Source organism: Paenibacillus sp. JSM ZJ436, from assembly GCF_044383795.1.
GTDB classification, from domain to species: Bacteria; Bacillota; Bacilli; order Paenibacillales; family Paenibacillaceae; genus Paenibacillus_AQ; species Paenibacillus_AQ algicola.
The window spans coordinates 154,845-167,472 of sequence record NZ_JBISEO010000005.1 but is presented as its reverse complement, the minus strand read 5'-3'; the positions used below and the strand labels follow the sequence as shown (position 1 = coordinate 167,472).

The following is a 12,628-nucleotide window of genomic DNA, read 5'->3' as shown; positions in this document are numbered from 1 at the left end:
ATATGATCATAATGAAAAAGGAGAGCTTCGGATGATACCTGCCCCGCGTAAAACAACTCGCAGCCGTACTGCATCCGGCTCCTTCTGGCGTAAAGTGCTTCCGTATCTGCTTGCAGTCGGAAGCCTTTTGGCGATTTGGCAGATTACGGCCCTATTCCTGCCGTCGTTTCTGCTGCCGGATGTGCCGGATGTCTTTGTCCGTTTATTTGACAGTATTCAAGACCCGGAATTTATGGGTCATATTGGAGACAGCCTGTTCCGCTTACTATGGGGGTATCCGCTGGCCTGTCTGTTCGGAGCGCTGCTGGGCTTGATCGGCGGGGTGTCCCGGGGCTTTGCTGTATATCTCCGCAGCCTGATTTCCATTTTACAGGCGATTCCGCCGATCACCTGGGTGCCGTTCTTCGTCATCCTGCTCGGCTTCGGCAGCAAGACGATTATTACCGTCATTATTATTGCGAGCTTCTTCCCCATGGCTTTGTCCGTACTGAACGCGACAGAGGGGGTCAACCGGACGCATCTGGAGCTGGCGCGGGTCATGGGCGCGAGCCGGGGCCAGCTGCTATCCAAGGTGTTTGCGCCGGAATCGCTTCCGGCATTCGTAACCGGCGCTCAGGTAGCCTTCGGCAACGCGTGGCGCTCGCTGATCGCGGCAGAGATGGTGGGAGGCGCCATGGCGGGCCTCGGCTTCTACTCCAAGTGGCGCGGTGAGGTGGCGGACATGGAAGGTGTACTGATGAGCATCATTATTATCGGCTCCATCGCAGCGGTGCTGGATCTCGTACTGCTGGAGGGCCTCAAGAAGCGGCTGCTTCGTTACCGTTATGTCAAACCGGGAGGAGAGGATTAAGCTGCAGAATATAGATATTAAGAATGTATCCAAATCCTTTGGCTCACTCCGTGTGCTGGAGCAGGTGGACTTTAGCATCGCAAAAGGGGAGTTCGCAGCCATTGTCGGACCCTCCGGATGCGGAAAGAGCACGGTGCTGCGGATGATTGCCGGGCTGGAGTCTCCGGGCAGCGGAGCCGTTACGGCGAACGGGGCAGACATTGAGAAGCCGGAGCCCAGCCGAATGCTTATTTTTCAGGAGCATGCCTTATATCCGTGGCGGACGGTTGCGGACAACGTGGCCTTTGGCCTGGAGCTTGCAGGAATGCGGAAGAAGGAGCGCAGCCAGCGCGTGGATGAGGTGCTTGCCAAGGTCGGATTGACCGGCTTCCAGAAGTACTATCCTCATCAGCTATCCGGCGGCATGCGGCAGCGGGCGGCCATCGCCCGGGCACTGGTTACGGACCCGGAGGTGCTGCTGCTGGACGAGCCGTTCGGAGCGCTGGATGCCATTACGAAAATTTCCATGCAAAATGAACTGCTCACCCTCTGGGAAGGCACCGGCAAAACGGTGCTGCTCATCACCCACGATATCGACGAGGCGATCTACCTGGCGGACACGGTCTATGTGATGAGCCCGCGTCCCGGCCGGATTGTAGAGCAGATCAAGCTGTCGATGCCCCGCCCGCGTAACCGGAACGGTGCAGACTTTGTTGCGGTACGGGAGCGCGTAATGAAGCATCTGGATCTGGCCCATCATTAATGTGGACTGATCCGATAAGAATGATATGATAGAGAGGCGGAGCTGATGAAGCTTCCGTCCTTCTTTTTGTTCATGATCATCAATGATAAGGAGCTGAAGGCTGTGAAGGTATATAATAACGTAGCCGAAATGATCGGCGGCACGCCCATGGTACGCCTGGGACGCATGCTGCCTGAAGATAGCGCCGAGGTATATGTGAAGCTGGAGATGTTCAATCCGTCAGGAAGTGTCAAGGACAGAGCGGCGTCCAACCTCATTCAGACAGCAGAGGAGCAGGGCTGGCTCACGCCGGGCGGCACTATTATCGAGCCGACCAGCGGCAATACAGGGATCGGCCTGGCAATGATTGCTGCAGCAAAAGGCTATCGGGCGATTCTGATCATGCCGGATAATATGTCCAAAGAGCGGATTAACATTTTGAAGGCTTACGGAGCGGAGGTCGTGCTGACCCCGAGCAGCCAGCGGATGCCGGGTGCCATTGCAAAGGCCCAGGAGCTAAAGAAACAGATTCCGGGGTCCTTCATTCCCCAGCAGTTCGAGAACCGCGCCAATCCGGATGTTCACCGCGTCACGACAGCACCAGAGATCCTGCAGCAGATGGAAGGGCGGCTGGACGCCTTTGTCGCCACAGCCGGTACAGGCGGTACGGTCACGGGCACAGGAGAGGAGCTGCGCCGGCATCTGCCGGATCTGCATATTGCGGTCGTGGAGCCGCAGGGCTCGCCCGTGCTGTCGGGCGGAGAGCCAGGGCCGCACAAGCTGGTGGGAACGAGCCCGGGGTTCGTCCCGGCCATATTGAATACCCATGTATATGATGAAATTATTCAGATTGCCGACGAGGACGCGCTGCAGACGGTAAGAGATCTGGCCCGTAAAGAAGGCATCCTGGTCGGACCCTCTTCAGGTGCCTCCGTGTTTGCGGCCTTGCGTGTAGCCCGAAAGCTTGGTCCGGGGAAAAGAGTCGTCTGCATTGCGCCGGATACCGGTGAACGGTATTTGAGCATGGATATTTTTTAGGAAGAGACGCAGCGAGGCAGGCTGCAGGATTCCTTTCTTGTATAGCTATAACAAGAAGAGGCCCCGGGGAAGATCGCTGGATCTTTCCGGGGCCTCTCTATGGTCATGGGAGTGCGTGCAGCACTCCGGCATGAATGAAGGATAATGTAGAGATATGGAATGGAATTATACGACGCCTTGAGCGAGCATGGCATCTGCGACCTTCAGGAAGCCGGCAATATTTGCGCCGACGACAAGGTTGCCCGGGCAGTCGTACTCTTGAGCTGCCTTCACGCTGCTGTTATAGATGTTCTTCATGATCTCATGCAGCTTGCCGTCCACCTCTTCAAAAGTCCAGGACAGTCTCATGGAGTTCTGGGACATTTCCAGAGCAGATACAGCCACGCCGCCGGCATTGGCAGCCTTGGCAGGTCCAAACAGTACGTTATTGCTCAGGAACAAGTCGATGGCGCCCAGGGTGGAAGGCATGTTGGCACCTTCACCGATCGCGATGACGCCATTCGCAATCAGAGCTGCGGCTGCCGCTTCGTTGATCTCGTTCTGGGTTGCGCATGGCAATGCGATTTCACAAGGCAGGTTCCAGATTCCCTGCCAGCCTTCGGAATATACCGCAGACGGACGGTGCTGAACGTACTCGCTGATCCGCTTGCGCTCCACTTCCTTAATTTGGCGAAGCGTATCCAGGCAGATGCCCTCCGGATCGTAAATGTAGCCGCCGGAATCACTGCAGGCTACGACTTTAGCGCCAAGCTGCTGGGCTTTCTGGATCGCAAACGTGGATACGTTGCCGGAGCCGGACACGACAACGGTCTTGCCCTGGAAGCTGGTACCCTTGGATTTCAGCATTTCCTCCACAAAATAGACGCAGCCGTATCCGGTAGCTTCCGGACGGCCCAGACTGCCGCCATAGTTCAAGCCTTTACCCGTCAGTACGCCAGCCTCATTACCGCCGCGGATGCGCTTGTACTGCCCGAACATGAAACCGATCTCACGTGCGCCTACACCGATATCGCCAGCCGGAACGTCACTGTCCGGACCGATATATTTGTAAAGCTCAGTCATAAAGCTTTGGCAAAAACGCATAATTTCATTGTCCGATTTGCCCTTCGGATCAAAATCCGAGCCGCCTTTACCGCCGCCGATCGGCAGGCCGGTCAGGGAGTTTTTCAGAATCTGCTCGAAGCCGAGGAACTTGATAATGCTGGCGTTCACGGAAGGATGAAAACGAAGACCGCCTTTATAAGGACCGATTGCACTGTTGAATTGTACCCGGAAGCCGCGGTTCACATGCACCTTGCCCTGATCGTCAACCCATGGAACACGGAAAGAAATGACACGCTCCGGCTCTACGAGACGTTCCAGAATACCTGCCTCCTGGTATTTAGGATGTCTTGAGAAAACGGGAACGAGCGAGTCCACGATTTCTTTTACGGCTTGATGAAATTCTGGCTCATTCGGATTGCGCTGCTGTACGGTTTCAAATACGGATGTTACATAAGAGACCGCATCCTGTGTAATCTCGGATGTCAAATTCATGTACACGTCCACCTCACTCATATTTATGTATTACGTTGTATTTTACGAAAATAAGGGACTGATGCAAGCTGTAATTTATATATTTTAGATTATTGTTTGCACTAAAACACATATATGCATATGGTGTAAAATACAAACTGTATGTCATATAATGCAAGCAAGACGGCTCGTTGAACGAGCCGTCTTCATATTCGCGAAATGCTTTAAGGATTGTTGCCATGCTGCTTGGTCGGGAGCTTGGCGGAAGGAGTACCCTTGCCATTGTTTTCCTTGTTATGACGGGCTTTCTCGGCGTTTTCATTCATCTTGTTTACGAACTGACGGGTGCTTTCCATGGAAGTCTCACGCTCCTTCTGAAGGAGAATTGCCGCAAGGAGGGGCATCCTTCTGACATAGCATGTCCAGGTGAGGGATAATGTATAGGCAGATGCATTCATTGTTTATACTTAACATGAAGTTTACACAGCTCATAAAAGTTTCCTATCGAATTCCCAAAAAAGTCTGATGGGGACACTCTGAAATCCGAGAAATCCTTGATTCTATGCGCTTTTTGAGCTGAAATGATGTCTGTTCGGGTGAATTCCTGATGGATTGCTGCAAAATATAAAAAACCTGTTTAATCACGCAAAAAAGCCCGCCATGGTATGAGCCAGGCAGGATTTTTATGCATAATCTCTGACATATCAGGTTCGGTAATGCCCTTCGTTATTGAACCGGAGGATGGCTGACCAGCAGCTCGTATTTATTCAAGGACGCGCCCAGCATATGCTCGCTGCCCCCGCCGCGATGCGCCTGTCGGAAGGACTCGCTGGAGGTCCAGCCTTTAAAGGCGTCCTCATTCTCCCAGACCGTGCACACCTTCAGCTCTTCATAATCCTGGCCTTCCTTCGCCTCATGCCATACCTCGAGACGGATAAAGCCCGGCATATCCTGAACGCCCTTGTTCTGGGCAAACCGCTGCGACAGCTCCTTGCCGTAGCCCGGCGTAACCTTGATCGTGTTCGTAACCACTAGCATGTGCATTCCTCCTCGGTTTATGCTTTTTACAGCCTATTTCGCCTAAAATCCTGGTCCACGTTTATTATACTGCAAATCTTGAGCTCATTTCATCCGGGCAGGGTTAGCAGCAAGCCGCCGTCCCCGCGCCAAATGAATGCGAAAAACCGAACTCGATGCGACCGCCGTCCGTCCCCGCGCCAAATGAATGCGAAAAACCGAACTCGATGCGGCCGCCGCCCGTCCCCGAGCCAAACGAACGCGAAAAACCGAACCCGCCGCCCGGCGCCCGGTCCGCGGTCTTGCGCCCTACGCAGCCTGCGTCCTTGCGGGCTCTTTTTTTATTTGAGCAGGGAAATATGCAATAATAGGGTAAATACATGGTTGAAGCGTTGTCACGGCCTTGGCCCGAGCGCACACTAAAGGAGGAATTTAGATGGACTATCGTATAGAAAAGGATACCCTGGGTGAGATGAAGGTGCCGGCTGACAAGCTGTGGGCGGCCCAGACGCAGCGCAGCCTGGAGAATTTCAAGATCGGAACGGAAATCATGCCGATGGAGATCGTCCATGCTTTTGCCGTCCTGAAGAAAAGCGCAGCGCTGGCGAACCGCCAGCTGGGAAAGCTGAATGAGGATAAGGCCCAGGCTATTGCCGACGCGGCAGATGAGGTGCTGGCAGGCAAATGGGACAGCCATTTTCCGCTGGTGGTGTGGCAGACGGGCAGCGGCACGCAATCCAACATGAATATGAACGAGGTGCTCGCGGCCCGAGGCAATCAGCTGCTGAAGGAGCGGGGCAGTGCCAGCACCATTCACCCTAATGATGATGTGAACAAGTCGCAGAGCTCGAACGATACGTTTCCGACGGCGATGCATATGGCGGCGCTTGCAGCGGTCGAGGATCATGTCCTGCCAGCGCTGCAGAAGCTCAAGCATACGTTTAAGGTCAAGAGCGACGAATATATGGATCTTATCAAAATCGGACGCACCCACCTGCAGGACGCCACGCCGCTTACGCTCGGCCAGGAGATCAGCGGCTGGCACCGCATGCTGGAGAAGTGCGAGCTCATGATCGCTTCCGCTGCAGAGCCGATGCGGGAGCTGGCCATCGGGGGCACGGCGGTCGGAACCGGCATCAATGCACACCCGGAATTCGGCGCCAAAACAGCGGCAGAAATCAGCTCGGCCATGGGTAAGAGCTTCTCCAGCGCGGAGAACAAGTTCCATGCCCTGACCAGCCACGATGAGCTGGTATTTGCGCACGGGGCGATGAAGGCGCTGGCGTCTGATCTGATGAAAATCGCGAATGATGTCCGCTGGCTTTCAAGCGGTCCGCGCTCCGGCATTGGCGAGTTAACGATCCCCGCGAATGAGCCGGGCAGCTCTATTATGCCAGGCAAGGTCAACCCGACACAGAGCGAGGCGCTGACCATGATCGTGTGTCAGGTGATGGGTAATGATGCCGCGATTGGTTTTGCCGCGAGCCAGGGGAATTTTGAGCTGAACGTGTTCAAGCCGGTCATTATTTATAACTTCCTGCAATCTGCACGGCTGCTGGCTGATGGCATGAATTCCTTCAATGAGAATTGTGCGGTGGGTATTGAAGCGAATCTGGAGGTGCTGCGCTCTAATATGGAGCGCTCGCTGATGCTGGTTACCGCGCTTAACCCGCATATCGGGTACGAGAATGCGGCAGCCATTGCGAAGCAGGCACATCAGCAAGGAACGACGCTCAAAGAAGCTGCGCTCGCCAGCGGGCTGCTGACGGAGGAGGAGTTTGATCAGTATGTTCGTCCGGAGGAGATGATTCACCCGAAAGCTTAACAGGCTAAAGGGAATGTGTCCTAATACAAGGTGCATGAAGGGCAGGGGGAGAACGGTGAAAAAGCAGGAGGATGCGGTGAACTGGAACAAGCATCGCTGGACGGCTGTCGTGCTGTCACTGATTGCTACGGGAGCAGGGATGATGTACATCGGTACGGGCTGGATGATATTCTGGGCCCTTCTGTTCATCGTCTTTCAAGGTTTGGCGGTAATGCTGTTCTTCTTCACCCTCGGTTTCATAGGCTTGCTGATTGCTCCGGCGATGCTGTTGATTCATCTGATCGGTGTGGGGGTCGCCGCGATGTATTTCAGGAGACCGAAGGATGGGCAAGAGCAGCTGAACAAAGAGCGGCGCCTGGCTGCACCAGGTCTGCTGCTGCGCGGATTGCTCGGTGTAGCTCTTTTTGCGGGCAGTCTGTATGGAGGTTATACCGTCGGAATGATGCCTTTTACCAAAACAGAGCGAGAGCAGGCTGCAGCAAGCAGTGCAGCAGAGCAATATTTGCAGGATAAATACAGTGAGGCCTTTGAGGTCACCGAGGTAGAATACAACTGGTCCACCGGCTACTATACAATGAAGGCGCATCCGGCCGGGCGCCCCGAGCTTTACTTCAATGTGAGTGCGAAGGATCAGGAACCGCTGGAGTTTCGTGATTATTATGAACTGGCAAAGCCTTGAATCGCGACAGTACGCCATAACTCTAAAAAAGGGGCTTCCTCATCGTAAGATGAAGAAGCCCCTTTCCCATGCGCGCCAGTGACATCGGCTTGCGCCGCATAAGGTTACATACTTACATCAGCCTTGGGACGGCGTCCCAGCGAAAGCTTGTTGAGTATCACCGTAATGAGGAACGAGCACAGCAGGCTCGCCAGCATGGAGATCGTAAAGCCAAACGCATTGTTGGACAAGGTCGGTGCGAAGAAGGACGGAACATAAGCGGTTCCGCGGACTTCGAACAGACCCACCAGCAGTCCGCCCAAGCCGGATGACATGATAGCTCCGCCGAACACCAGCTTGTTCGAGAACATAAAGGGATACGCAGCCTCGACAAAGGTACCAAAGCCCATATTCATGGCAAAGCCGGGTGCGGCGACGGCCGCTTCCCCTTTGTCTCTTGGGGCTACGATGTTGGCGAGCGTAATGCCGGCCGAGACCATCACGAGACCGACCATGTCTACAGCGCCGAGGAAGCTGTTACCGGTGCGTTCCATCTCCAGCAGCACGATCGGCAGAATGGCGGCGTGATATACTCCGCCAATGATGGCTGGCCAGATCAGCAGGCCGGCGATCAATCCAGCGATGGCCGGGTTGAAGGAAACGAGCATTTCAATCAGGCCGCGAATGCCTTCTCCGGCGGCCAGCGCGATAGGGGCGATCAAGAAGTATACAGCTAAACCTGAGATCAGGCCTGCCAAGCCTCCAGCGGCAATGTTCACTGTCGTTGCGGGAAAGCGCCATTCCACACATTTACGAAAAATAAAATGCACCAGCAGTCCGGCCCCGATCCCGCCGATGATTCCGCCTATAATGCCGCCTTCTGTAGACAGCACACCTGCCACAATTCCGGCTACAATCGACACTTCATCCAGCTCAGACACCTGCTTGGCCGCAATAACAGCCAAGATGACCGGCAGCGCCTTGATCATAAGCTCGAACACGGTGGACAGTGACGACAGCCCGGGAATTTTACTCGCAGCCAGGATTAGAGCCATCGCGATAAAACCGGGCAATGAGGCCATCATAATCCCGCGCAGATTGATTCGCTTCCACGGAGAAGACAGTGCATCATCTCCTGTCCCGGCTCCAGCCGTGCTGCCAATGACAGGACGGTACGGCATCCGCCAATGCTTGCACAGTGAGGTTACGAAGGTGACGGCGCGTGTCCGGTTCGTCGTGCCGGTCGTGCCGGATGCAGCGATGACATGAACGCCTCGGGATTGAATGCCAGCCATAGAGGTGCCACCCGTCCCGGTCACCGGGATCTTATGACGGGCCGCGGCTTCAAACACCAGGCGGTTGGTTCCCTCCGGGTCGGCGCTCATGACGATGATGCCGTCAATTTCACCCAAAGTAATCTGCTCTGCAATGTCCTGATCCAGCTGCCGGGCAGCCTCGTTTACTTCCTGCAGCGTTCCTTGGGCCGCGATGACCGGCTCGTCTTGCGACATCTTCCAAGAATAAAGAGTAGCCCGGGTATCAGGCTTGGCCTGATCCATAGACGCCTCTGCGGCAATAAATTGAAGCGCAGCACAGCTTAAGTCAGCACTTTCCATTTGAATTAAAATTTCGCCCAGCAGCCTTCGGGGGTCTTTACCACCCAGATTGTAAAGATTTCCTCCGCTGCTTCCGATGATTGCGATTTGTCGACTCATGCGTCTTTGCTCCCCCTAGTCTAATAGCCATGTGATATTAGCTATATTACATTAGAGAGCTACCACATTAAAGTGTAGACAAGAAAAAAAGCAGGATCCCTAACGGGATACCGCTCATTCTTCTACTAAACATAATACATCCGCCCTAATGCTGCTCCTCCAGGGCTGCCGCTGCTTCCGGATCGGTCTCTTCCTCTTCCGCCTTTACAATCTCCAGCTTCGTATACCGGTGCGTCTTCTTCTCCAGTACGGTGAAGGTCAAGTGACTATACTGCCACTGGTCACCCTTGACCAGCTCGGAGTTGTGCCCGTACAGCCAGCCGCCGATCGTATCCAGCTCTTCGGTGCTCAAGTCGGTTAACAAAATATCGTTGATCCGGTTAATGGACACCTTGCCGTCTACAATGAGGCGGTTTGGCTCCGGCTGAACCAGCTCCAGCTCTTCATCATCATCGAATTCATCGCGAATTTCTCCGACGATCTCCTCCAGAATGTCCTCAATCGTAATCATACCGGAGGTTCCGCCGTACTCGTCAATCAGGATGGCGATGTGCGTGCCTTCCTGCTGCATCTTCTTCAGCAGCTTCTTGACCGGGGTTGCTTCCGATACTGTCATCGCCGGGTGGATCAGCTTCGAAAGATCCACGCTGGCGTTATCGTCAAACTCCAGGAAGAACTGCTTCGTGTTGACCATGCCGATGACCTGGTCCTTGTCGCCGCGGACGACAGGAAAGCGGGTATACTGCTCCCGTTTGATGATCTGCAGATTTGCCGCGAGTGGTTTATCGACGTACAAGCAGATCATATCGGTACGCGGTACCATAATTTCCTTGGCCAACAGCTCGTCGAAGGCAAAAATACGGCTAACATAACCGTATTCGCTTTGATTGATTTTGCCGCTCTCATAGCTGTCGCTTAGAATCACACGCAGTTCTTCCTCTGAGTGCGCCTCTTCATGCTCGCTGGCGGGATGAAGCCCGAACAGGCGAACCAGCCCGTTGGCGGAGCCGTTCAGGAGCCAGATAAACGGGTACATGATGCGGTAAAACCAAATGATCGGCTTGGCGGTCAAAAGTGTAATCTGCTCTGCCTTCTGGATCGCCAGTGTCTTCGGCGCCAGTTCCCCGATCACAACGTGAATGTATGTCATAAATAAAAATGCAAACAAGAAGGACATGGTGCCCGAAAGCGCCGTCGGCAGTCCTAATGCATCGAATACCGGGTGAAATATCGCTTCAAAAGTGCTCTCTCCCAAATAACCGAGACCGAGTGCTGTAATCGTGATGCCCAGCTGACAGGCCGATAGATATCCGTCGAGATTAGTGACGACCTTTTTGGCGGAGAGTGAATTCTTGCGCCCCTCCAGAACCAGGGTATCAATCCGGCTGGTGCGGATCTTGACGATCGCAAATTCGGTCATGACAAAAAAGGCTGTAAAAGCAATAAGTAATGCCACTAAAAATAAATTAAAGCCTATACTGTCGTACAAAACAAAACACATCCTTTATCTTTTTCTGGTCCGAATCTGTTGCTCTAGCTTACGGCAAAGCCACTGTGAAATATGCACTGCACTCTCACATAATTCGACCTGAATTTCAAAGGCTCCAGAAGCCGGTGCTTCCGAATCAAAAACATGCGGGAAGCCTGTTCATGATGGTCTTGTCGGTTAGAGGATAAGCTCCGCACGTATTGGCGCAGCCTGCTTATCCTTCGTATGGGGTCGTCCACGTCGTCACTCCTAATCCGCAGCATGTTACGATGCATGATATGTTCAAAGCTTATATTTCAATATATTTCTTTTATCATAAGAAATATATTGGCTTTATGTCAAATTACACATAACCTGCAGCCGTTAAACCGGCTGCTCACTCCATGAAGCAGAGGCTGCTGCAAACCGCACATAAATCAGCCCTGCAGGCTGGAATGCTTTGCCTGCAGGGCTGATTATTCTAACGATTTATGCTGTCTTATTTGCGGGCCTCCACCTGACCGTAGCCGTAAGTTTCAAACCAGCCTTTAATGGTGTCAAAGTTCTCGGAGAAGGACAGGCTGAGCAGCAGCATGATGCGGGCATGAGCCGGGTTCAGGTTGTCGCCGCCAATAATGCCTTCGCCGCTGGAGTAGTTGCTGCCGGATCCGGTACGGGTGGTGGATACGAAGATGACGCCCTCTTCAATCGCCTGCTTGCGCTCCTCGCTCATAGCCCGGGAGATGCCGCCTGCGCCGGTTCCTGCAGTGACAATACCGTCAGCACCCGCCTTGGCAAAGCCGCTGATTGCACCTGCTCCTGCATCCTGGTAGGAGTAGGCGATTTCGACCTTGGCCAGATCCTCTTTGCCAATCTTGTTCAGATCAAACGGAGTAGCCCACTGGCCGCCGTTTTTCAGTGCGCGGAACGGTGCACGGTAGACGCGGATCTGGTCGCCGTCGATATGGCCCAGGGAGCCGACGCCAGGAGATACGAAGGTATCTGTACGGTAAGAGTTCGTTTTGGTAACCTCACGTGCTGCGTGGAACTCGTCGTTCAGCATCAGCACCGTTCCGAAATATTTCGTTTTGCCGCTGGCTGCCAGCTTGATGGCGTTGTACAGATTCGCTTGAGCATCCGATCCGATGACTGTCCAAGGTCTCATGGAGCCTGTAATGACCACCGGCTTCGGGCTGCGTACCGTCAGATCGAGGAAGTAAGCAATCTCCTCCATCGTATCGGTACCGGTCGTCACGACAACGCCGTCCTGGGTCTTCAACGCTTCATCTACAGTTTTGGACAGATCGTACAGCTGCTCCATAGAATAAGCACTAGAGCCGGAGTTGCCGAATTGATAAGAGCTGACTTCGGCGATCTGATCCTTGTTCGGCAGGGCGGCTACCATATCCTCAATGAGCAGTGTGCCCGAACGGTATTTGGTAAAGCTTGTTTCATCGACAGACTGTCCGGCAATGGTGCCTCCGGTCGCGATGACCTGAACCATAGGAAGCCGCTTGACAACCTCTACTTTAGAGACGACAGCTTCAGCAGCATAGGTTGGCGGAGTGCTGTACGTTAGAGGCAGGATGGCGGTAACGGCCATACTTGCGGCGAGAGTCCATTTTAATCCTTTAGCTTTCCAATTCTTCATGTCATCAACCTCCAGTAGTGTGTGTGTTAGTATTATGTAAGTTAAGGTTACATATAAACAACTTCATGGAGGAATCATAATATGATGTGATATATTTTAACAAAACGGATTTACAGGCAAAATCGTCCAAAAAGACGTATTATCCAACCTTAAAGAAGGTATTACTCGTG

11 protein-coding genes are annotated in these 12,628 nt (G+C 53.7%); 5 read left to right on the top strand and 6 right to left on the bottom strand.

Going from position 1 to position 12,628, the window contains the following annotated elements:
- Positions 1 to 31 precede the first annotated feature (31 nt).
- The 3 genes from ACH6EH_RS08865 (at position 32) to cysK (ending at position 2,609) form a co-directional block, all read left to right on the top strand.
- Positions 32 to 850, top strand: a complete 819-nt coding sequence (locus tag ACH6EH_RS08865; RefSeq protein WP_138227369.1) for an ABC transporter permease — start codon at positions 32 to 34, stop codon at positions 848 to 850.
- A complete protein-coding gene (locus tag ACH6EH_RS08860) occupies positions 825 to 1,592 on the top strand; it encodes an ABC transporter ATP-binding protein (protein ID WP_397332023.1) in 768 nt (255 codons plus the stop codon). Before ACH6EH_RS08865 ends, ACH6EH_RS08860 begins: the two co-directional genes overlap by 26 nt.
- A gap of 102 nt (positions 1,593 to 1,694) precedes the next feature.
- A complete protein-coding gene (gene cysK / locus ACH6EH_RS08855; RefSeq protein WP_397332135.1) occupies positions 1,695 to 2,609 on the top strand; it encodes a cysteine synthase A in 915 nt (304 codons plus the stop codon).
- Positions 2,610 to 2,774: 165 nt separating this feature from the next.
- Here the strand turns inward: cysK and gdhA are convergent, their stop codons facing one another.
- The 3 genes from gdhA to ACH6EH_RS08840 form a co-directional block, all read right to left on the bottom strand.
- A complete protein-coding gene (gene gdhA, locus ACH6EH_RS08850) occupies positions 2,775 to 4,145 on the bottom strand; it encodes an NADP-specific glutamate dehydrogenase (RefSeq protein ID WP_138227368.1) in 1,371 nt (456 codons plus the stop codon).
- A gap of 203 nt (positions 4,146 to 4,348) precedes the next feature.
- The gene (locus ACH6EH_RS08845; protein WP_397332022.1) at positions 4,349 to 4,480 is read right to left on the bottom strand and encodes a DUF4023 family protein; all 132 of its coding nucleotides are present in this window, start codon (positions 4,478 to 4,480) and stop codon (positions 4,349 to 4,351) included.
- A 370-nt stretch (positions 4,481 to 4,850) separates the two neighbouring features.
- The gene (locus tag ACH6EH_RS08840; RefSeq protein ID WP_138227366.1) at positions 4,851 to 5,162 is read right to left on the bottom strand and encodes an antibiotic biosynthesis monooxygenase; all 312 of its coding nucleotides are present in this window, start codon (positions 5,160 to 5,162) and stop codon (positions 4,851 to 4,853) included.
- Positions 5,163 to 5,577: 415 nt separating this feature from the next.
- On the opposite strand from ACH6EH_RS08840, the gene fumC reads away from it, so the two are divergent.
- Together fumC and ACH6EH_RS08830 are read left to right on the top strand one after the other, a co-directional pair.
- Positions 5,578 to 6,966 (top strand): class II fumarate hydratase, encoded by a 1,389-nt coding sequence (gene fumC, locus ACH6EH_RS08835; RefSeq protein ID WP_397332021.1) that lies wholly within the window; start codon positions 5,578 to 5,580, stop codon positions 6,964 to 6,966.
- Between the two features lie 55 nt (positions 6,967 to 7,021).
- A complete protein-coding gene (locus tag ACH6EH_RS08830) occupies positions 7,022 to 7,645 on the top strand; it encodes a hypothetical protein (protein WP_397332020.1) in 624 nt (207 codons plus the stop codon).
- Positions 7,646 to 7,749: 104 nt separating this feature from the next.
- Here the strand turns inward: ACH6EH_RS08830 and ACH6EH_RS08825 are convergent, their stop codons facing one another.
- From ACH6EH_RS08825 to ACH6EH_RS08815, 3 genes are all read right to left on the bottom strand, one after another.
- Positions 7,750 to 9,339, bottom strand: coding sequence for a PTS sugar transporter (locus tag ACH6EH_RS08825; RefSeq protein WP_397332019.1), 1,590 nt, complete (start codon positions 9,337 to 9,339; stop codon positions 7,750 to 7,752).
- 145 nt (positions 9,340 to 9,484) lie between these two features.
- Complete coding sequence (locus ACH6EH_RS08820) at positions 9,485 to 10,840, bottom strand: hemolysin family protein (RefSeq protein ID WP_397332018.1); 1,356 nt, start codon at positions 10,838 to 10,840, stop codon at positions 9,485 to 9,487.
- Between the two features lie 466 nt (positions 10,841 to 11,306).
- Positions 11,307 to 12,458 carry an asparaginase gene (locus ACH6EH_RS08815; protein ID WP_397332017.1) on the bottom strand — a complete coding sequence of 384 codons (1,152 nt, stop codon included), beginning with the start codon at positions 12,456 to 12,458 and terminating at the stop codon, positions 11,307 to 11,309.
- Between the last annotated feature and the right edge of the window lie 170 nt (positions 12,459 to 12,628).